At 65.5% G+C, this 20194-nt stretch carries 18 protein-coding genes and 2 pseudogenes; 11 read left to right on the top strand and 9 right to left on the bottom strand.

The window, feature by feature from the left end; all coding sequences use genetic code 11:
• The first annotated feature begins 32 nt into the window (after window positions 1–32).
• From SHTP_RS05435 to SHTP_RS05415, 5 genes are all read left to right on the top strand, one after another.
• Window positions 33–650, top strand: a complete 618-nt coding sequence (locus SHTP_RS05435; RefSeq protein WP_096369999.1) for a lipid droplet-associated protein — start codon at window positions 33–35, stop codon at window positions 648–650.
• Window positions 647–1894 carry an exodeoxyribonuclease VII large subunit gene (xseA, locus tag SHTP_RS05430; protein ID WP_096369998.1) on the top strand — a complete coding sequence of 416 codons (1248 nt, stop codon included), beginning with the start codon at window positions 647–649 and terminating at the stop codon, window positions 1892–1894. Before SHTP_RS05435 ends, xseA begins: the two co-directional genes overlap by 4 nt.
• Window positions 1884–2132, top strand: coding sequence for an exodeoxyribonuclease VII small subunit (locus SHTP_RS05425; protein WP_012395921.1), 249 nt, complete (start codon window positions 1884–1886; stop codon window positions 2130–2132). The genes xseA and SHTP_RS05425 overlap by 11 nt, the downstream gene beginning before the upstream one ends.
• A gap of 54 nt (window positions 2133–2186) precedes the next feature.
• The gene (locus SHTP_RS05420) at window positions 2187–3281 is read left to right on the top strand and encodes a 3-beta-hydroxysteroid dehydrogenase (RefSeq protein ID WP_096369997.1); all 1095 of its coding nucleotides are present in this window, start codon (window positions 2187–2189) and stop codon (window positions 3279–3281) included.
• A 180-nt stretch (window positions 3282–3461) separates the two neighbouring features.
• The gene (locus SHTP_RS05415) at window positions 3462–3719 is read left to right on the top strand and encodes a DUF7218 family protein (RefSeq protein ID WP_096372333.1); all 258 of its coding nucleotides are present in this window, start codon (window positions 3462–3464) and stop codon (window positions 3717–3719) included.
• Window positions 3720–3813: 94 nt separating this feature from the next.
• On the opposite strand, the gene SHTP_RS05410 is transcribed toward SHTP_RS05415, so the two are convergent.
• On the bottom strand, window positions 3814–4215 hold the full coding sequence (locus tag SHTP_RS05410) for a heme-binding protein (protein WP_012395924.1): 402 nt from the start codon (window positions 4213–4215) through the stop codon (window positions 3814–3816).
• Window positions 4216–4905: 690 nt separating this feature from the next.
• On the opposite strand from SHTP_RS05410, the gene SHTP_RS05400 reads away from it, so the two are divergent.
• The gene (locus SHTP_RS05400; RefSeq protein WP_096369996.1) at window positions 4906–6471 is read left to right on the top strand and encodes a PE family protein; all 1566 of its coding nucleotides are present in this window, start codon (window positions 4906–4908) and stop codon (window positions 6469–6471) included.
• Between the two features lie 269 nt (window positions 6472–6740).
• Here the strand turns inward: SHTP_RS05400 and SHTP_RS05390 are convergent, their stop codons facing one another.
• On the bottom strand, window positions 6741–8309 hold the full coding sequence (locus SHTP_RS05390) for a carboxylesterase/lipase family protein (protein ID WP_096369995.1): 1569 nt from the start codon (window positions 8307–8309) through the stop codon (window positions 6741–6743).
• Between the two features lie 209 nt (window positions 8310–8518).
• Between SHTP_RS05390 and SHTP_RS05385 the strand changes: the two are divergent.
• Window positions 8519–8716: pseudogene (locus SHTP_RS05385) on the top strand (AI-2E family transporter); the annotation flags it as partial.
• A 19-nt stretch (window positions 8717–8735) separates the two neighbouring features.
• On the opposite strand, the gene SHTP_RS05380 reads toward SHTP_RS05385, so the two are convergent.
• Window positions 8736–9938, bottom strand: a complete 1203-nt coding sequence (locus SHTP_RS05380) for an ISAs1-like element IS2404/ISMul1 family transposase (protein WP_420872940.1) — start codon at window positions 9936–9938, stop codon at window positions 8736–8738.
• A 136-nt stretch (window positions 9939–10074) separates the two neighbouring features.
• On the opposite strand from SHTP_RS05380, the pseudogene SHTP_RS05375 reads away from it, so the two are divergent.
• Window positions 10075–11053, top strand: a pseudogene (locus SHTP_RS05375) (AI-2E family transporter); the annotation flags it as partial.
• On the opposite strand, the gene SHTP_RS05370 reads toward SHTP_RS05375, so the two are convergent.
• Window positions 11031–11831, bottom strand: coding sequence for a dienelactone hydrolase family protein (locus SHTP_RS05370; protein WP_012395928.1), 801 nt, complete (start codon window positions 11829–11831; stop codon window positions 11031–11033). The pseudogene SHTP_RS05375 and the gene SHTP_RS05370 sit on opposite strands and share 23 nt — an antisense overlap.
• A gap of 27 nt (window positions 11832–11858) precedes the next feature.
• A complete protein-coding gene (locus SHTP_RS05365; RefSeq protein WP_012395929.1) occupies window positions 11859–12506 on the bottom strand; it encodes a DUF4245 domain-containing protein in 648 nt (215 codons plus the stop codon).
• Between the two features lie 68 nt (window positions 12507–12574).
• Here SHTP_RS05365 and glpX point away from each other — a divergent pair, with 68 nt between their 5' ends.
• The 3 genes from glpX (at window position 12575) to SHTP_RS05350 (ending at window position 16208) form a co-directional block, all read left to right on the top strand.
• Window positions 12575–13663 (top strand): class II fructose-bisphosphatase, encoded by a 1089-nt coding sequence (glpX, locus tag SHTP_RS05360; protein WP_012395930.1) that lies wholly within the window; start codon window positions 12575–12577, stop codon window positions 13661–13663.
• Between the two features lie 37 nt (window positions 13664–13700).
• Window positions 13701–15131 (top strand): class II fumarate hydratase, encoded by a 1431-nt coding sequence (locus SHTP_RS05355; protein WP_096369994.1) that lies wholly within the window; start codon window positions 13701–13703, stop codon window positions 15129–15131.
• 96 nt (window positions 15132–15227) lie between these two features.
• Window positions 15228–16208, top strand: a complete 981-nt coding sequence (locus SHTP_RS05350; protein WP_096369993.1) for a DUF3824 domain-containing protein — start codon at window positions 15228–15230, stop codon at window positions 16206–16208.
• A 29-nt stretch (window positions 16209–16237) separates the two neighbouring features.
• Here SHTP_RS05350 and SHTP_RS05345 read toward each other — a convergent pair whose 3' ends face one another.
• From SHTP_RS05345 to SHTP_RS28530, 4 genes are all read right to left on the bottom strand, one after another.
• On the bottom strand, window positions 16238–17686 hold the full coding sequence (locus SHTP_RS05345) for an adenylate/guanylate cyclase domain-containing protein (RefSeq protein WP_172900634.1): 1449 nt from the start codon (window positions 17684–17686) through the stop codon (window positions 16238–16240).
• Window positions 17687–17738: 52 nt separating this feature from the next.
• Window positions 17739–18614, bottom strand: a complete 876-nt coding sequence (locus tag SHTP_RS05340) for a polysaccharide deacetylase family protein (RefSeq protein ID WP_015356908.1) — start codon at window positions 18612–18614, stop codon at window positions 17739–17741.
• A 71-nt stretch (window positions 18615–18685) separates the two neighbouring features.
• The gene (locus SHTP_RS05335) at window positions 18686–19987 is read right to left on the bottom strand and encodes an RNA 5'-3' helicase PhoH2 (protein ID WP_096369991.1); all 1302 of its coding nucleotides are present in this window, start codon (window positions 19985–19987) and stop codon (window positions 18686–18688) included.
• Window positions 19984–20187 (bottom strand): hypothetical protein, encoded by a 204-nt coding sequence (locus tag SHTP_RS28530; RefSeq protein ID WP_096369990.1) that lies wholly within the window; start codon window positions 20185–20187, stop codon window positions 19984–19986. The genes SHTP_RS05335 and SHTP_RS28530 overlap by 4 nt, the downstream gene beginning before the upstream one ends.
• Between the last annotated feature and the right edge of the window lie 7 nt (window positions 20188–20194).

Here is a 20194-nt window from a genome sequence, read left to right as displayed (position 1 = left end):
ACTTCGCCGCCGCTTGAGGCAGTCTTGGACCCATGGCAACTGCACCGTATGGGGTTCGGCTAATTGTCGGCGCGGCAACAGTCGCCGTCGAGGAGACCATGAAGCTGCCGCGGACCATCCTGATGTACCCGATAACATTGGCCAGCCAGGCGGCGCACCTGGTGATGCTGTTTCAACAGAACCTGGCCGAGTTGGTCATCAAGGGCGATTCCACCCTGGAGTCACTGTTTCCGCCGAAGGACGAACAGGCCGCGTGGGCGACCTTCGACGAGGACTTGCCGGATGATGCAAACGCCTTGGAAGGGTCCGCCACGGCATTGGCCGACAGCATGGACGCCGATCGTCGCACCGAGGGACGGTTCGCGTTGTATTCGGTGTCGGACCCCGCCGAATCCCGGGAAACCAGCTCGCCGGTCCGCAAGGCCCCGGCCAGGCAGCCGAAGTCGGCCGCCAAGCCGAGCACCGAGATACCTGCAGTCGCCGGCAAACTCGATTATGCGTCGCTGACCCTGGCCCAGCTTCGGGCCCGGCTTGCGTCGCTCAGTGTCGAGGACCTGGAGGCCCTGCTGGCCTATGAGCAGGCCACCAAGGCTCGTGCCCCGTTCCAGACGCTGCTCGCCAACAGGATCACCCGCGCGACCGCCAAGTGAGCCCAGCCGCAGCATCGAATTCGGCCGAGAACCCGTTCCCGGTACGCGCGGTGGCCATCCGGGTCGCCGGCTGGATCGACAGGTTGGGAACGGTCTGGGTTGAGGGGCAACTAGCCCAGATCACGATACGACCCAACTCCAAGACGGTGTTCATGGTGCTGCGCGACCCCGCGGCGGACATGTCGCTGACCGTCACATGCCCGCGCGACCTGGTACTGAGCGCACCGGTGAAATTGACCGAAGGCACCCAGGTGGTAGTCTGCGGAAAGCCCTCGTTCTATACCGGGCGTGGCACATTTTCGCTGCGACTCAACGAGATTCGCGCTGTCGGGGTGGGTGAGCTGCTGGCCCGGATCGAACGGCTGCGCCGGCTGCTGGACGCCGAAGGACTCTTCGATCCGCGCCTCAAGCGGCCAATTCCCTTCTTGCCCAACACTGTCGGCCTGATCACCGGCAGAGCCAGCGCCGCCGAGCGTGACGTGACGACGGTTGCCGCGACGCGCTGGCCCGCAGTGCGATTCGCCGTCCGCAACACCGCCGTGCAGGGGCCCAAGGCCGTCGCTCAGATCGTCGAAGCACTGCGTGAGCTCGATTCAGACCTGGAAGTCGATGTAATCGTGGTGGCCCGCGGTGGCGGCAGCGTCGAGGATCTCCTGCCGTTTTCCGACGAGACACTGTGCCGCGCGATCGCGGCGTGCCGCACACCCGTGATCAGTGCGGTCGGCCACGAACCCGATAATCCGCTGTGCGACCTGGTCGCCGATCTGCGCGCGGCCACCCCGACCGACGCGGCCAAGAAGGCAGTCCCCGACACTGCCGCCGAGCAACGCCTGGTCGCGGACCTGCGCCGGCGCAGTGCACAAGCGCTGCGCAATTGGGTTTCTCGGGAGCAGCGGGCGTTGACCCAGTTGCGCAGCCGCCCCGTTCTTGCCGACCCGCTCAAGGCGCTGATCACCCGCTCCGATGAAATCCAGCGGGCCCGGTCAGCGCTTCGGCGTGATGTCAGCCGGCTGATCAGCACCGAAACCGAAAACATCGGCCACCTGGGTGCGCGGCTGGCCACCTTGGGTCCGGCGGCCACACTGGCCCGCGGATACGCGGTGGTGCAGACGGTTTCGACCGCCGGTCAACCAATGGAAGTGCTGCGGTCGGTCGACGGCGCGCCCGCGGGCACCAGACTACGAGTGCGGGTAGGCGACGGTGCCGTTACCGCGGTAAGCGAGGGACGTGTTGATGGAGCTTGACGACCACAACGGGGAAACCGACTCGGTTACACCCATTAGCCAGCTCGGCTACGAGGCGTGTCGCGACGAACTGATCGAAGTCGTGCGCCTCCTCGAACAGGGCGGACTGGACCTCGATACATCGCTGAAGCTATGGGAAAGAGGCGAGGTACTCGCAAAAAGGTGCGAGGAACACTTAGCTGGCGCACGTCAGCGGGTGGCTGATGCGCTGGCCGCCAGCGAGGCCGAGCAGGACTGATCTTGGCCAGTATTGGGTATCGAACCATATTCCAAACTGGAACACGTTTTAGTTATGCTTCGGCCCATGGGTGATGCATCGCTGACAACCGAACTCGGCCGTGTCCTGGTTACCGGTGGCTCAGGATTTGTCGGGTCCAACCTGGTGACCACGCTGCTCGACCGTGGACATCACGTGCGTTCGTTCGACCGCGCGCCCTCGCCACTGCCCCCGCATCCGCAGTTGGAGGTGCTACAGGGGGACATCACCGATGCGGCCACCTGCGCCACAGCGGTCGACGTTGTCGACACGGTCTTTCACACCGCGGCCATCATCGAGCTGATGGGCGGCGCATCGGTGACCGACGAGTACCGCAAGCGCAGTTTCTCGGTCAACGTCGGCGGTACCGAGAATCTGGTGCGCGAGGGGCAGCAGGCCGGAGTGAAGCGGTTCGTCTACACCTCCTCGAACAGCGTGGTGATGGGCGGGCAAATCATCGCCGGCGGCGACGAAACGCTGCCCTATACCAATCGGTTCAATGACCTCTACACCGAAACCAAGGTGGTTGCAGAGAAATTCGTGTTGTCGCAGAACGGCAACAATGAAATGCTCACCTGCGCAATCCGTCCTAGCGGCATCTGGGGAACCGGCGATCAGCTGATGTTCCGCAAGTTGTTCGAAAGCGTGATCAAGGGCCACGTCAAGGTGCTGGTTGGGCCCAAGTCAGCACTGCTGGATAACTCCTACGTAGGCAACCTGATTCACGGTTTCATTCTGGCGGCCCAGCATTTGGTGCCCGGCGGTAGCGCGCCCGGCCAGGCCTACTTCATCAACGACGCAGAGCCGATCAACATGTTCGAGTTCGCCCGGCCCGTGGTGGAAGCATGCGGGGAAAAATGGCCCCGAGTAAGGGTTTCCGGCCCGATGGTGCACCGGGCGATGACTGGTTGGCAACGACTGCACTTCCGGTTCGGATTGCCCGCGCCGCTGCTGGAGCCGCTGGCCGTCGAACGGCTGTACCTGGACAACTATTTCTCAGTCGACAAGGCCCGCCGCGACCTCGGTTATGAACCCAAGTTCACCACCGAACAGGCGCTCAAAGAATGCCTGCCCTATTACGTGGACCTGTTCCGCCAGATGAAAAGCGAAGTCAAAGCCGGCGGCCGGTGAACTAGCCGGCGGCCAGCAAGTCACGTTAACACTGGGGGGCGGCGCGACCGTGGCGATGATTCACCAGAGGCGGGGCTGACCAACCACCACGTGATCGATCGACACCAACCCGGCGCAGGTTTGACCACCGCCAGGCTCGGGCATCCTGGATGGGAGTCCTGTCATGCCAAGGAGGTGATCATGCCGAACCCCTCGATCAAGAACGAGAAGCTATACCGGGATCTGCGCAAAGAAGGCAGCTCCAAGGAAAGGGCAGCGCGGATTTCCAATGCGGCAGCTGCCCAGGGCACTTCCTCGGTGGGCCGCAAAGGCGGCAAGGCCCGGTCCTATCCGGACTGGACGGTGCCAGAACTGAAGAAACGGGCCAAAGAGCTTGGCATGTCCAGGTATTCGTGCCTGACAAAAGACGAGTTGATCAGCAAGCTGCGCAACCACTGAGCCCCATCGGGGCTGTCCGCCGAGAAACGTGGCGCCGGGATGATGGCAGGTGCTCTCCGAGCGGAGGGGCACCTGCCATCGTTGAGCACCCGGATCAACCAGCCATGAATTCGTGGTAGGCCGACTCGAGATCCGGCGGCAGCGCCGCCACATCGCACTGGCGCTCGGTATCAGCGATTGGCGCCAGAATGGCACGCAGGTCCTGGTACTCCTGCGGATGCGCCGTGAAATAGCTGCGCAAGCTGGCAGCTGCTGGTGCATACGGTTGCCCATAGGCAGCCATGACTATCTGGTTGGCACCTTCGTGGGCCGCCAAATATTGACGCGCCGAAGCGGTCACCGACGACACGGTGGCAGACACGCCTTGCGGACTGCAGTCAGCGGCTGCGGCCGCTTGGGGCGCACCCAGGAATCCGATGGCCAGTTCCCCGAGGAGGCAACCCGCACTGATGGACACCACTTGCCGGCGCGCACGAATACCGATGATTTTCTTCATCACTTGATTCCTTCGGATTGGCGAATCAATCGTTGAAGGTTCCCGAATACCCGGGATCCAAGGTAGCGGAGGAATTTGGCCCAGGTCGGTGACCGGGTTCGCTCATTCGACCGCTTCCCGGTGATCTGCCGGGCAAGCGTGGTGACTGTGCGAAGCAAGCGACCAGAGTGACGCGCGAAGTCTGAAAGTCTCGGAAAAGACGGATCGGTTCTTATCGAATCGTGACACGGACCGTGACCAAACCGTAGTCATCAGCGCCGGCGGAAACGCATCAATCCACGACGTCTACGGACACAGGTCGACAAGTTCTGGTCGACCAGGCCCCGAGGGGATGGTCCAGGTAACGACATTGGTATCGCCTGCAAAAGCGAGGCCGCTGTTGCCCGGCATGCCGGGTAGCTCGGCGCCGGTATCGTCAGCCAGCGCCCCCGGCCCGGTCCGAATTACCCGTACCCAACTCAACATCGGCCTGCGCCGCATCGCGGTCACCCGGATTCGCCTCGGCGGCCCTGTCTCGCACGCCGCCTTGCCAACACCGTCTTCGGTCATCGGCACATCGACCGACAAAATCCGTCAAACCACTTGCCAACCGGTAGCGGCTTGGCATAGGAGAAATTCATAGTAGGAAGCAACAAGATGCGGTGTCTTTTCCGGCCGTCATTTCTGGTTGTTCCGCATGGGAGGCGCCCGGTGTCGTTTGTGATCGCTGAGCCCGAGTTGCTCGCTGCCACCGCTACCCACCTGTCCTCGCTCAGGACGACACTCGTTGCGGCCAACGCAGCTGCGGCAGTTCCGACCACGGGGCTCCTGGCTGCAGCCGATGACGAGGTGTCGGTGGCCATCGCCGCAGGTTTTCGCGCGTACGGCCAGGCATATCAAGCGCTGAGCACTCGAGCCGCGGATGTTCATGCGCGATTCGTACAAGCGTTGGCTGCTGGCGCCGATCGGTATGCCAGCGCCGAAGCCGCCAATGCCGGGCAGCAACTGCTCGACATCATCAACGCCCCCACCCAGGCATTGATTGGCCGCCCGCTGATCGGCAATGGCACCAACGGAGCACCGGGAACCGGCCAAGACGGCGGGCCGGGTGGACTATTGATCGGCAACGGCGGGTCCGGGGGCTCCGGCGCTGCGGGCACCAACGGCGGCAACGGTGGCGCCGCAGGATTGTTGGGCGCCGGTGGTGCCGGTGGTGTGGGCGGCTTCGGGCTGCCTGGGGGTGCGGGCGGCAACGGCGGAGCAGGCGGAGCCGGCGGCCTGTTCGGCAACGGCGGCAACGGCGGCACCGGCGGGGGCTCCTTGGACGGCAACGGCGGCAGCGGCGGGGCAGGCGGCGCGGGCGGCTTCTTGGATTCGGGCGGCAAAGGCGGGGTTGGAGGCGTCAGCGCGCACCAGGTCGGCGGCACGGGTGGTCCCGGTGGGACCGGTGGACTACTGGGCGCGGGCGGCGCCGGTGGTGATGGCGGGCAAGCCGATGACGCCATCGGCGGAACCGGAGGCACCGGCGGAAGCGGCGGCACGCTCTACGGATCCGGCGGGCTCGGCGGCAATGGCGGCAACGGCGGCCACCAGGGGGGCCTGGGTGGAGCGGGTGGCTCGGGCGGGCTGTTCGGCGACGGCGGCTCCGGCGGCGACGGCGGAACCGGCGGCACCAATGGCGCAGCCGGTGGAGCAGGCGGTCGTGGCGGCTTGCTCTATGGATCCGGTGGCGACGGTGGTGACGGCGGCAACGGGCAACCGGCCGATGGCGGCGCGGGCGGCGCGGGCGGCGCCGGCGGCCTGCTGGGCGCCGGCGGTAACGGTGGCGACGGCGGGGTTGGCCACGACAACGGCGGGGCAGGCGGCGCCGGCGGCCGAGCCGGCCCGCTAGTAGGAGCGGGGGACAACGGGGGCGACGGTGGCGCCGCGGGTCTCCACGGTGGCCAGGGAGGGGGCGGCGGCAACGCGGGCATCCTGCTCGGCAATGGCGGTGCCGGCGGCACCGGCGGCTGGGGCGGCTTCAGCGTGCCTGGTCAGGGCGGGACCGGTGGAGCCGGAGGACATGCTGGGCTGATCGGCAACGGCGGTAACGGTGGCGCCGGCGGGATCACCTCGGTCGCCGGTGGCACCGGCGGCGACGGGGGCAAAGGTGGCGATGCATGGGTGATCGGCAACGGCGGCAATGGCGGCAGCGACGGCACCGGCACCCAACCGGGCGGCCCGGGTGTGGGGGGATCCGGGGGTTCACTGATCGGCCAGCATGGGTTGAACGGGTAGCGAACGACACGGGGACCCCGCACGACACCTCGACATCACCAGTCCGACCGTCCAGCGATGGCTCGACCGGTCCCGCTCGCGCGGCAGCCGCGCGGCGCCCGAGAGGACAACCGGCACGCCGACCGTCACCACCACGTCAAGATTTGTGACGCCGCATTGGGTGTCTTCGGCCCGCATTGCGCACACCGCGCGGCAAAGAACGGAGCAGCGTCCCGCCTTCGTCGTCTGCCCACCTGTGACGAACGTGAAACAGACACCCCATGGTCCGCCTACCGGAAACCCACGACCTCCCGGCCCCAGGCGGCGCGAATGGGTGCGTCGATATCGCGCGCAACCCTGTCGGACTTGTCGATGACCAGGCAAGCGCGGTCGCCGTCCTGGTAAGCCGGCCAGTCCGGTTCACCGGCGGGGCCCGCGGGATTGTCCTGGGTAGCAAAGTTGATCCACCGGGTCCGCATCCTCTTGGAGACGGTCTTGGCGGTTTTCGCGCCACCGAGTCGCAAGGTGGGGTCCTGCGGTCCCCCGAGATTGCCCCAGACGTAGGGCAGCTCGGTCGCGTGAGCAGCCCGGACCAGCAACAGCTTCACCAGCGGCGTGGAGTAGTCGAAGCGGTACAAGTACACCGGCGCCACCCTGCTGTGGCCCTCGGCCAGCCATACCGATGGCATCCGAAAGCCGACGTCGGTGGCGATGCTGAGCGGCCTGGCCCTGCGCCGCAGCCGGGAATAGGCCAGCCCGATCTCCTCTTCGGTCGGCAATTGCAGGTCGGGCTGCTCGGCGGCGATCTGGGTGAACATGGACGTGATCGCGCGCGGCGTGATCGGCATCAGCGGCGATCGCATCAGCCGGAACAGCGCGGCTTCATGCTTGTTGGTGCCGATCAGCAATGGGACCGGGTGCGAGCGGCCCTCCTGAGCGACCTTCACCGGATAGTCGGTGAGCACATCGCCGTCGACGATCGGGACGAACGCCAACGTGCCGGGGTTACGCACCGGCACTTCGTTGAATACTTCTGTCGAGGCGGCAACGATCGCCGCGGTGGGCAGCTGCGTCAGTTTGTCCACGTCGCTAGCGGCGATTCCCAGCTTGTCGAGCAGGTGCACCGCGACACGCTGCGCCCTTTCCCGGTCGTATACCGAGGTAGCCGGCGAGCTTTGGGCGATCGCGCGGGAGAACAAGCCCCGAGCCGCCGGGGTCACCAGCAGCGTCGTCACCAGCCCCGCACCGGCGGATTCACCGAACAGCGTGATGTTGGCGGGATCGCCGCCGAACGCCGCGATGTTCTCGCGTACCCAATGCAATGCAGCCAGCACATCACGCAGCCCGACGTTGGAATCAAAACTCCGTCCGGCATGGCTCAACGACGACAGGTCCAGGAAGCCCAGAGCGCCGAGCCGATAGTTCACCGTCACCACGATGACCTCACCGCTGCTGGCCAACCTCCGGCCGTCATAGAGGGCCTGACTTGCCGAGCCCAGCATGTATGCGCCACCGTGCAACCACACCATCACCGGTTTCGCGGCACCGGGTGCGGTGTTCGCTGGCGCCCAGATGTTCAGCCGTAGACAGTCTTCGTCCTGCGGCGCGCCGAGGTCGATAGGCATGTTGGCCAGCACCGGCTGAGGGCAGACCGGCCCGAAAGCGGTGGCATCGGCGATCTCGGTCCATGGTTGGGGTGGCTGTGGGGCCCGGAACCGCAGCTCGCCCACGGGCGGCGCTCCATACCGGATGCCCTTCCACGATTTAGTCCGAACCCCGCTACCGGCCGCTGCAATGCCGTCTTCGGCGCCCCGGACCGGCCCGTAGGCGGTTTCGACCACATAGCCGTCACTCGCCATTCGTCTGATGTCACTGGTCATAATTGTGAAAACTCCTGTTCCCCTTGGCTCAGGTTAACGACTGGCAATCGCACAGCTGCCGAAAGGGCCACACCCAGCGGTCAATGGCACCGGAGTGCTCAGGGCGCACGGGATAAGCGCCCGAACAACAACACTGTCTGCGGCTAAGGTTGCGCTCAACACCGACGCGGAGGGCGGGCCCCGGTCCAGTGAACACCGAATTCACGCTCAGTCAGAAACGCGCTCTGGCGATTGTCACGCTGGCCGCCCTGCTATTCGGCGCCTACTTCCTGCGCAGCTATTTCGTGCTGATTGTGGTGGCCGGCGTCGGCGCATATCTGTTCACACCGCTGTTCAATTGGTTCAACAAGCGGCTGAACGCGGGCCTGTCGGCGACCCTCACCCTCAGGGCTCCGGCGTTGTTGATTAGCAGGCTTGTGAGCTGGGGAATTGTGGATTGAGGAGGTCTAGGCGGCGGTTGGCGGTCAAAGCGGTGATCCGGCAGGCTTCGGCGATGTTGTCGGCGCCGTTGAGGCGGTGCAGATTGATCGCGGTGTTGCGTAGCGTTGCTAGGACCTGTGCGCCGTTTCCGGTATGTGCCCTTTGACGGTCTTCGTCGAAGGTGACGTCGCGTATCCAGTGCAGGCTGTTCTCGATTCCCCAGTGTTGACGCATCCAGGTCATGATCGCGGTAGGGCGGGCGTGCTCGAACGGCAGGCTGCAGATGGCATAGACCACCTCCACGCTGCGCTGGTCGGTGGCGGTGATCAAGCGTTCACGAGTGATCCGGATGATTTGTTTTGCGTAGGGGAAGCCGATTCCTCGTGCAGCGGTGATGATTTGCAGGGTGCGGGTCTCGACACGGCCGTGGCCGCGGGAGTCGTCGGTAGCGGCTGCGGGCACCTCGGCCCAGGGCAGCGCGGTGATACGCGCAAGTATTTTGGCTTGGTTGGACTTGACGATCATCAGGTAGTGCGACTTCAAGGTGGCGCAGATCAACTTCGCGGTGACGACCTGGGTATGCATCGCATCCACGGTGACCAGCCACCGCAAGCTACCCGGCAGCAGCGTGAGCAGGGCACGTACGCAGGGAATTTCATTGCTTTTCTCGGCGACAGCGAGTTGACCGAGCACCAATCGGGCACGGTGGGCGAACACCGACACGAGATGCGTGGCTGTCGCTTTGGCGCGTAAAGCACCACGCAGCATCTTGCCGTCCAACGCGATCGGCACCAATCCACTGGGGTCGCTGCTGGCCACGTGTGCAGTGAAGTAACTGCCCATCCTGGCGTTGAGGTCGGCGGGGTCTAGCCGAGACAAAACAGCGCGGAAGGTCTTCTCACTGGGCCGCCGGAACCGGACCCCTAATTGGGCCAACACATCATCGGGAGCGGTGGCCGCCCATGTGGCAAAACCAGCATAGCCGCGCATCCCCGCGGCAGTGGCCAGAACCGCGATCGCCAACAAAGCCATCAGCGAATACCTCCGACCGCGTGGGTCCCTCGGGTCTGGCACCGAGGCCAACACATCGAGAAACTCCGATCCGATGAGCCCGCTGCGCTCACCAGGACTCCAGCGGTCGAACACCTCTGGAACCGACGACACAGGCAATACTGAAACGGTAGGCACGGGCAACTCCAGGCCAACGACGAACAGTAACCAACTCGATCGTTCTCCAGATAGCCCGTGCCTACACTCCGGCCCCAATAGCGCGGCACCAAAGATCATCAACCCAGCTCACAAGCCTGCTAATCAACAACGCCGGAGCCCTGCCCTCACCCTGTTGACGGCATTGGTGGTGGTCATCGTCCCGGTTGGGCTGCTGTTCGGCCTGGCGGTCGTCCAGATTGCCCGGATGGTGGAGAACATTGCCGGCTGGGTCAAGACAACCGACCTGAGCAGTCTCGGCGACAAGGCCCTGCAGCTGGTCAATGAGCTCCTGGCCCGAGTGCCGTTCTTGCATGTCACCGTGACGGCGGAGGCACTGCGCAAAATGATGATCTCGGTGGCTCAAAACGTCGGCCAGTGGCTGCTGCACTTTCTGCAGAATGCGGCCGGCAGCCTGGCCGGCGCGGTTACCTCGGGAATCATCTTTCTGTACGTGTTCATGGCACTGCTGCTCAACCGCGAGAAACTGCGGACACTGATCGGTCAGCTCAACCCGCTGGGTGAAGAAGTCACAGATTTGTACTTGCGCAAGATGGGCTCGATGGTGCGCGGCACCGTGATCGGTCAGTTCGTCATCGCGCTGTGTCAAGGCGTTGCCGGTGCCGCGTCCATCTACGTCGCCGGATTTCACCACGGGTTCTTCATTTTCGCGATCCTGCTCACCGCAATGTCCATCATTCCGCTCGGCGGCGGAATCGTGACAATTCCATTCGGTATCGGGATGGCGTCCTATGGCAATATCGGCGGCGGCGCGTTCGTCGTCTTGTGGCACTTGCTGGTGGTCACCAATATCGACAACTTCTTGCGACCGATTCTGGTTCCACGCGATGCCCGGCTCAATTCGGCGCTCATGCTGACGTCGGTATTCGCCGGCATCGGCATGTTCGGCCCGTGGGGGGATCATCATCGGTCCGGTGCTGATGATCCTCATCGTCACCACGATCGACGTCTATCTGGCCGTGTACAAGGGCGTCGGACTCAAGGACCGCAGCGCCAAGCCCGCCCGCCGCAACTGGTTGCCCCGCAGAACCGGGAATGCGCCGGCAAACGCGGCTACTGACTCAACCGCTCAGTGAGGAACTCGACCACGCGCTTACGGGCCTCATACGCCGGATGGCCATCCACCTCACGAACCTCTTCGGTGAGTACCGAATGCGCCATCCGGCCAAAGCCGTCCGGGTTGCCCGGGCCGGAATCGATCTCGATCACCTCAAACGCGTCACCCAGACGCGCCTTGAGCGTACTGAACCGCTCACGCGGCGCCGTCTTGTCCTCGCTGAAGCGCAAACCGATGGCGCACAGCCCCTCATTCGCACAACGATCGGCGACCACCTGGAGCTCGGACTCACTTAGCCCGGGGTCACTGCGCTGCGCGGACGTCAGCGGCAGCGGCACCGACGGCTGACTGAGCACCGGGGCGAGCACGCTGTCATCGACGGCGGCGGCCAACGCAAAACCGCCGGTGAAGCATTGCCCGATCACCCCCACCCCCTTGCCCGGTGTGGACGCGTTGAGATCACGCGCCAGCGCGCGCAGAAAGATCGATACCGGCCGCTCCTTGTTGGTGGCCATCGCCGCGAACTCCTTGGCCACACATCCGCGGGAGATTTCGAGCGCCACATAACCGATCGACACCGCCTTGCCCGGCTTGCCGAACAACGACGGAATGGCCACCGTGAATCCGTTGTCCACCAGGTGGTTTCCCAGCGCCAGCACGCCGGGATGGATGCCCGGCATCTCCGGGATCAGCACCACTCCGGGGCCTGAGCCTTTGCGAAAGACGTCGTGGGTGTAGCCGCCGCCGGTGAACGGTGCCGCCGACCATCCGGCCAAGTCCGCTTCGGGTCCGCTCACGATCAGTCCCTTCTGCCGGCTTGCCGGCTAATTCTTGGTCGGCAGCGGCGCCTGCGATTGCGTAGCCAGCGCCAGCGTACGGAATTCGTCGGCGCTTCCGGCGCCGGTGATTGCGACCTGGGCGGGACCCTGCGGGCTGGTAAGCCGGGTGGTCCACACCGGCTCGGTGGAGCCGTTGCTATCGGTGCCTTCGTAGACAACCCAGCTGGTGTCGACCACATCCACGGTGCCAGTCGGATACATGTCCGGATGGATCGATCGGACCAGCTTGTCCTCGTCGGCATTGCTCTGGGTCAGGCTCAGGTACATCCCCGATGGGCTGATGTATCCCACCTTCGAGGTGGTCGCGCGCAGCAGCTGACCGTTAGCCGGATCGGTGCGCCCATTCTCGATGCCGCCACGACCGCCCGAGTTGGCTTTCCATCCATCCGGCAGGACTGGCAGCCGAATCGGGAATCCCAGGGCGGCCGCGTCGGCCTTCAGAGCCGCCGCGGCGTCGTAGGACGGGACATTTCCTCGATTGGTCGCGCCCGGTTGGAAGGAACACATCCCTACCAGGCCTGCCAGCAGGATGCAGCCAACCACCAGCGGGGCAAGCGACCAGAACATGTCGCGCCCATCCTGCAGCAACCGTGGTTTGGCCGGCTTCGGGCCCGGCTGCGGCTCACCAGTCACCTGGCCAGTATCGCAGGCCAGTATCCCAGCTCCAGCCCGGTGATCTGCTTCTGGGACAATCACCAACCATGACAGCTCAGGGATCCGGTTCGTCGCCAACCGCGGTCGCGGGGCGCGACCCATCGCTGCCACGGCCGCCACGTGGCGAAGCCCCCGACCGCAACCTGGCGATGGAACTCGTGCGAGTCACCGAGGCCGGTGCCATGGCCGCGGGCCGCTGGGTGGGGCGCGGCGACAAGGAGGGTGGCGACGCCGCCGCTGTCGACGCGATTCGCGAGCTGGTGAACTCGGTGTCGATGCGTGGCGTCGTGGTCATCGGCGAGGGCGAGAAAGACGACGCCCCGATGTTGTACAACGGCGAAGACGTCGGAAATGGCGACGGGCCAGAGTGCGACTTCGCTGTCGACCCGATTGATGGCACCACACTGATGAGCAAGGGCATGCCCAACGCCATCTCGGTGCTGGCGGTAGCCGATCGCGGTGCGATGTTCGATCCGTCGGCGGTGTTCTACATGAACAAGATCGCCGTCGGCCCCGAGGCCGCGCACGTGCTCGACATCACCGCACCCATTGCCGAGAACGTTCGGGCGGTGGCCCGGGTCAAGGCATTGTCGGCGCGGGACATGACGGTATGCATCCTGGACCGGCCACGACACGCCCAGTTGATCGAAGACGTTCGGGCCACCGGCGCCCGGATCCGGCTGATCACCGATGGCGACGTCGCCGGCGCCATCTCGGCATGCCGACCGGAATCGGGCACCGACATGCTGGCCGGGATCGGCGGCACGCCGGAGGGCATCATCGCCGCCGCCGCGATTCGCTGCATGGGCGGAGCCATCCAGGCGCAACTGGCCCCCAAGGACGAGGCCGAGCGCCGCAAGGCGCTCGACGCCGGCTACGACCTCGATCAGGTGCTGACCACCGAGGACTTGGTGTCCGGGGAAAACGTCTTCTTCTGTGCCACCGGGGTCACCGACGGTGACCTGCTCAAGGGTGTTCGCTACTACCCGGGCGGCTGCACCACGCAGTCGATCGTGATGCGGTCCAAGTCGGGCACCGTGCGGATGATCGAGGCCTACCACCGACTTTCCAAACTCAACGAATACTCGGCGATCGACTTCACCGGCGACAGCACCGCCGCCTATCCCCTGCCGTAACACCCCTCCCGCAAACCCGACCAGCAAGGACCCGCCAATGGCCCACAGCGCCCACGACGATGCCGACAACGACACCGAATACCGCATCGAGCACGACACCATGGGCGAGGTCCGGGTGCCGGCAAAGGCACTATGGCGCGCCCAAACCCAGCGGGCGGTGGAAAACTTCCCCATCTCGGGCCGCGGTCTCGAGCGCGCCCAGATCCGCGCCTTGGGCCTGCTCAAGGGCGCTTGCGCGCAGGTGAACATGGACCTCGGGCTGCTGGCACCGGAGAAGGCCCAAGCGATCATCGCTGCCGCCGCCGAGATCGCCGACGGCCAACATGACGACCAGTTCCCGATCGATGTCTTCCAGACCGGCTCGGGCACTAGCTCCAACATGAACACCAACGAGGTGATCGCCAGCATCGCCCGCGCCAATGGCGTGGCGGTACACCCCAACGACGACGTCAACATGTCGCAGTCGTCGAACGACACCTTCCCAACCGCCACTCACATCGCGGCCACCGAGGCCGCCGTCAGCCACCTCATCCCCGCCCTGGAGATCTTGCAGGACGCCCTGGCCACGAAGGCTCTCGAGTGGCAGTCGGTGGTCAAGTCGGGCCGGACCCACTTGATGGACGCGGTTCCGGTCACGCTGGGCCAGGAGTTCAGCGGGTATGCCCGCCAGATCGAGGCCGGCATCGAGCGCGTCCGCGCCACGTTGCCCCGACTCGGCGAACTGGCCATCGGCGGTACCGCGGTCGGTACCGGACTCAACGCCCCCGAGGGCTTCGGCGTCAAGGTGGTGTCGGTGCTGGTGCCCCAGACCGGGCTGCCCCAATTGCGAACGGCGGCGAACTCTTTCGAAGCCCAAGCCGCACGGGACGGATTGGTCGAGGCCTCCGGGGCGCTGCGCACCATCGCGGTGTCGCTGACCAAGATTGCCAACGACATCCGCTGGATGGGCTCCGGTCCGTTGACCGGTTTGGCCGAAATCCAGCTGCCGGACCTGCAGCCCGGCAGCTCCATCATGCCGGGCAAGGTGAATCCGGTTCTCCCCGAGGCTGTTACGCAGATCGCGGCGCAGGTGATCGGCAACGACGCGGCGGTGGCCTGGGGCGGCGCCAATGGCGCCTTCGAGCTCAACGTCTACATCCCGATGATGGCCCGCAACATCCTCGAGTCATTCACGTTGCTGACCAACGTCTCAAAGCTGTTCGCGCAGCGCTGCATTGCCGGGTTGACCGCCAACGCCGAGCACCTGCGTGAACTCGCGGAGTCCTCACCGTCGATCGTGACACCGCTGAACTCGGCGATCGGCTACGAGGAGGCGGCCGCGGTCGCCAAGCAAGCGCTCAAGGAACGCAAGACGATCCGCCAGACCGTCATCGATCGCGGCTTGATCGGCGACAAGCTCTCGCTCGAGGAACTCGACCGCCGTCTCGACGTGCTTGCGATGGCCAAGGTCGAAGCGACCGACGACTAGGCCGACCTAGGTCCGTGCCGGGCGACTGGCTACGCCCGCGCGGTTGCGCGACCCCCTCAACCGAGGCGGTTCAAGGAAACGAGGATGGTTAGGCGTATGACGACTCCTCCCGGTGGGCCCTATGGCCAGGATCCGGCCGGCTACAACCCGTATGGTCAGGCCCCCTACGGGTACGGCCAGCCCCAGGCCGGCGGCCAATACCCGTACCCACCGACCGGGCCGTACACCAACCCGCAGGGCGGTGCGCCTTCCTACGGGCCGGGCACCTATCCACCCCAGCAATTCCCCCAGGCCGGTCAGCCGTATGGCACCGGCCCCGGCTGGCCAACCGGGCCGTACTCACCCGGACCGCCGCCGAAAGGACCGGGCTCGAAGGCGCCGTGGCTGATCATCGCCGGTGTCGCCGTGCTGGGCGTACTGGCGCTGGTAGTGGTGCTGGTCTTTACGCTCGGCGGCAACAAATCGAACAACGCCGGCCCCTCGGGCACCCCCGCGACCAGCGGCGCTTCGACTTCGGAGCCGGACAACTCCGAGCAGAACGCGACCGGCTGCACCCCCAACATGTCCGCCGGTGAGCGGCCACTCGGGGAGATCATCAGTGCCGGCAAGTTGTCGTTCCCGATCAGCGCGGCACCGGGCTGGTCGGTATTCGGCGACGATCAGAGCCCCAACCTGATTGGAGCGTTGGGGGTCGGCCAGGAGGTACCCGACGCCAGCCAGTGGATGATGCAGGCCGAGGTCGCCGTCACCAACTTCGTGGCCAGCATGGATGTCAGCGAGCAGGCATCGAAGCTGATGCAATGTGTGGTCGACGGCCCCGGCTACGTGCAGTCGTCGCCCACCCTGGGCCCCACCAAGAAGTCCTCGACCACCGTCGACGGGGTCAAGGCGGCTCGAGTTGACGCCGACATCACGATCGCCGACACCTCACGCAACGTCAAGGGTGACTCCGTGGTCATCATCGCCGTCGACACCAAACCGGTCACCATCTTCCTGGGCGCCACACCCATCGGCGATGCCGCCTCGGCGGCCACGATCAGCAAGGTCATTGCGGCACTCAAGGTCGACAAGTCCTGAAAACCGACAAGTACCGAGCCGAACCCGCGCTAGCCGGCCTCGGCCGGGGCACAGACGTGCGTGGCTTCGGAGCGGCCGCGCAGCACCGTGGAATAGCACTGGATCCAGCGACGGCACTCGGCCTCATGGGCGCGGTCAAGCGCCGCCGCCGAACACAGAATCCGCCGCTCGGAGGTCTTGGCGAGGTCGGCCAGCCGTGCGGCCTCATTGACCGCGTCGCCGATGACCGTGTATTCGTAGCGGTTTTCCGCACCGATGTTGCCGGCAAAAACCCGCCCCGCCGAAACACCGACACCGAAATCCACCGCCGGTAGGCCACGCAGCTGGGTGCCCAACGCGCGCGCCGTCGCCAACGCGGCCGACGCCGGATCACCGGTTCGCAGCGGCGCTCCGAAGACGGCCAGCGCAGCGTCACCTTCGAATTTGTTGATCAGCCCCTGATCCTCATCGACGGCGACGACGACTATCCGGAAGAAGTCGTTGAGCACTTCGGCTACCTCTTGCGGCGGGCGGTTTTCGGCCAGCTGCGTGGAGCCCACCAGGTCGATGTAGAGAACCGCCGCCTCCACCACTTCGCCCGGCGACCCGGAGCCCTCTTCGAGGGCGCGGCGTGCGACATCGGTGCCGACATGGCGGCCGAACAGGTCCCGGAGGCGTTCCCGCTCTTCCAGGCCGGCCACCATGCGGTTGAACCCCGTTTGCAGGCGCCCAATTTGGGAGCGCTCGTAGGAACCGACGTAGGTGCCGATGTGGCCGTGCTCGACCTGCCCCATGGCGTCGACGATCTCATCGAGTGGATCGGAGATGGATCGCGAGGTCAGGATCATCGTCGGCAGCCCGAGCAGCAGGGCGGCCAACGATACGACCAGGATCGGCACATCCAGCGACGCGGACTGTTCAATGACCCACCCGTAGGACCGCAACACGATGAAGGTCCCGATGACCCCGATGGGCAAGGCGCTGCACAGGAACCAGAGCAGGACCAGCCGGGCGAACACGCCGGGGACCGCCAGTCGCGGCTGGCCGCCCCGGGTGGCCACCCCCACGATGGGCCGCAGGGTGCGTTGCGCCAGCAGCATGCCGGTGCCCGCGGCGGCGGGTCCCCCCAGCACCACACCGAGCAGAATCGGCAGCATGATCTTGGTGCCGTCCGCGTGGTTGAGCAGCATCAGGACTGCCCCGGATGCGGCCCAGGCTCCGACCAGGATCAGCGACTGGCGACCACCGAGCCGCAGCGCGGCTTCTCGCTGCGCCTTGGTGGGCGGGTGCCCCGGGACGAACCACTGCAGGGTGGGGGCCAGGGTCAGTACTCCGGCAACCGCGACGCTGATGATCCCCAGCACCACCAGGACCGACACCACCGGCAGGTTTCGTTGGGCGAAGTCGACGTAGGTGTGACCGCGCAGTGGGATCAAGATCGCCGATGCATCAACGACGGCGATGAAGTAGGCCAGGGCGAGGTCGAACGCGTATTGCAGTAAAAGCCTGCGGGCGGTCTTCGGCTGCGCTTGGCCTGCCGAAGCGCTGGTGCTAGGCACCGTTATTGGGCCCGCCTGAGTTCTGACCCGCTATGTCGGTGATCGGGAAGTTCGGCATGGGTTTGGGCGACGGGGTGTTGGGCAACGGCGGGATGTCGCTGGGCGGAATGTCGCGCAGTTCGTCGACGGGCGGGCCGTTGTCCCGGCTGCCGTAGCTGCTGCCGGGCGCCCGCGGCCCGAGCAGCTCGCTGACCGTCACCAGGCGATAGCCATTTGCCTTGAGCACCGGAATGAACTGGTAGACCAGGTCGACGGTGCTCGAGTAGGTGTCATGAAACAACACCACCGAACCCGGCTTGATCTGCCTCATCAGCATGTAGCGCGTGGCCGCGGTGTTGGAGTCGTTGGCCCAGTCGAAGGGGATGACATCCCAGAGGATTTCGGCTTGGCCGTATTTTGCGGCGGTCTGGCGCACCGCCGCGTTGGACAGTCCCCCGGCGGGACGATAGAGCGTGGGTGTGCGACCCGTCGCGGCTTTGATCGCGTCGTTGGCCCGGGAAAACTGGCCGGCGATGTCCGCTTCGGGGATGGTCGTCATGTTGGGGTGTTCCCAGGTGTGGCTGCCGATCTCCATGCCCGCTTCGGCGATGCGTTTCGCTGCCGCGGGGTTGGCCGCCACCTTGTTGCCGATCAGGAAGAACGTGGCCTTGGCGTCGTTGTCCTTCAGGATTTGCAGCAGACGATCCGTGAACGGGCTTGGACCGTCATCGAAGGTCAGCGCGACACATTTGACCACCGCGCAACTCTGGTCATCGGCACGCGTGACATGGCCGGTCAGGCTGCCGATCACCAGCACGGCCACCGCCGCAACGACCCCGACGACCATGCGCCAATACCGCCAGGCCTGGTTGTCGGGTCGTTTGCGCACCTTGGCAGCCTACCTGGCGCTGGGCACCCGATCCCGCCATCGCGGGGTCTCGCGCCCTGGTCAGGGGCCGATCAGTGCGGCCCGGCGATCTCTTCGAGCATCTCGGTGACCAGCGCGGCGATCGGGGACCGTTCACTACGCAGCAGCGTGATGTGCGCAAACAGCGGATGTCCCTTGAGTTTCTCGATCACCGCGACAATGCCGTCGTGGCGGCCGACTCGCAGGTTGTCGCGCTGCGCGATGTCGTGCGTCAACACCACCCGGGACCCGGTACCCAGCCGCGACAGCACGGTCAAGAGCACGTTGCGTTCCAGCGATTGGGCTTCGTCGACGATGACGAACGAGTCATGCAACGAGCGGCCCCGGATGTGGGTGAGCGGCAGCACCTCGAGCATGCCCCGGGAGAGAACCTCCTCGAGCACCGCCGGGCTGGCCAAACCTTCGAGCGTGTCGAAGACGGCTTGGGCCCATGGCCCCATCTTGTCGCTCTCGCTGCCGGGTAGGTAGCCCAGCTCCTGGCCGCCCACCGCATAGAGCGGGCGGAAAACGCCCACCTTGCGGTGAGTGCGGCGCTCGAGCACCGCTTCCAGGCCGGCACACAGCGCCAGCGCCGACTTTCCGGTTCCGGCTTTGCCGCCCATCGACACGATGCCCACCGACTCGTCGAGCAGCAGGTCCAGCGCTACCCGCTGTTCGGCCGAGCGACCCCGCAAACCGAAAACCTCGCGGTCACCGCGGACTAGCTGCACACGTTTGGCCGCGGTGACCCGGCCCAGCGCATGTGAACTTCCGCCCAGCAGCCGGACCCCGGTGTGGCAGGGCAGATCGCGGGCTTCGGCCAGGTCGATCTCTCCGTCGGCGAATAGGGCATCGATATCCCCTGCAGCCGTTTCGATTTCGTGCATCCCGGACCAGCCGGAGGCTACGACGTCCTGCGCGTGGTACTCGTCAGCCGCCAAGCCCACCGCAGCGGCCTTGACTCGAAGCGGAATGTCCTTGCTGACCAACGTAACTCGTCTGCCCTCGGCGGCAAGGTTGGCCGCGCAACTCAAGATGCGAGAGTCGTTGCTGTCGGTACGGAATCCCGCGGGCAGCACCGAAGGGTCGGTGTGGTTGAGCTCGACGTGCAACGAACCACCTTGTTTACCAACCGGAATGGGCTGATCCAGCCGCCCGTGTTCCAGTCGAAGATCGTCGAACAACCGCAATGCCTGCCGGGCGAACCAACCCAACTCATGGTGATGCCGCTTGGCTTCGAGCTCACTGATTACCACCAGTGGAACCACCACTTCGTGCTCGGCGAACCGGCTGCAGGCCCAGGGGTCGGACAGCAACACGGAGGTGTCCAGCACGTAAGTCCGAATATCGGTCACAGAGCGCTCCTCGAGCGATTGCCGCTCGGGCGGACCCGCACGAGCGTGTCGACGCGGGCCGCGGCACCAGGACCGGGGCCGGTCCTGCCGTTGTAGTGACGGAAGGTGCCGCCCTGGCAGCTGAGCAAGTCGCTGACCATCACCTGCGACGCTACTCCGGTGAGCACACCCACGCCGGGCAGGCGCGCCGAGGCAAGCACACCTTGA

The organism is Mycobacterium ulcerans subsp. shinshuense, assembly GCF_002355775.1.
GTDB classification, from domain to species: Bacteria; Actinomycetota; Actinomycetes; order Mycobacteriales; family Mycobacteriaceae; genus Mycobacterium; species Mycobacterium marinum.
This window is presented reverse-complemented; position numbering and strand designations above follow the sequence as displayed.

Excerpts from the sequence above, each read along its gene's own strand:
- SHTP_RS05435 (WP_096369999.1), top strand. The coding sequence starts at position 33 with ATGGCAACTGCACCGTATGGGGTTCGGCTAATTGTCGGCGCGGCAACA.
- SHTP_RS05425 (WP_012395921.1), top strand. The coding sequence starts at position 1,884 with ATGGAGCTTGACGACCACAACGGGGAAACCGACTCGGTTACACCCATT.
- SHTP_RS05420 (WP_096369997.1), top strand. The coding sequence starts at position 2,187 with ATGCTTCGGCCCATGGGTGATGCATCGCTGACAACCGAACTCGGCCGT.
- SHTP_RS05415 (WP_096372333.1), top strand. The coding sequence starts at position 3,462 with ATGCCGAACCCCTCGATCAAGAACGAGAAGCTATACCGGGATCTGCGC.
- SHTP_RS05410 (WP_012395924.1), bottom strand. The coding sequence starts at position 4,215 with ATGAAGAAAATCATCGGTATTCGTGCGCGCCGGCAAGTGGTGTCCATC.
- SHTP_RS05390 (WP_096369995.1), bottom strand. The coding sequence starts at position 8,309 with ATGGCGAGTGACGGCTATGTGGTCGAAACCGCCTACGGGCCGGTCCGG.
- glpX (WP_012395930.1), top strand. The coding sequence starts at position 12,575 with ATGACAGCTCAGGGATCCGGTTCGTCGCCAACCGCGGTCGCGGGGCGC.
- SHTP_RS05355 (WP_096369994.1), top strand. The coding sequence starts at position 13,701 with ATGGCCCACAGCGCCCACGACGATGCCGACAACGACACCGAATACCGC.
- SHTP_RS05350 (WP_096369993.1), top strand. The coding sequence starts at position 15,228 with ATGACGACTCCTCCCGGTGGGCCCTATGGCCAGGATCCGGCCGGCTAC.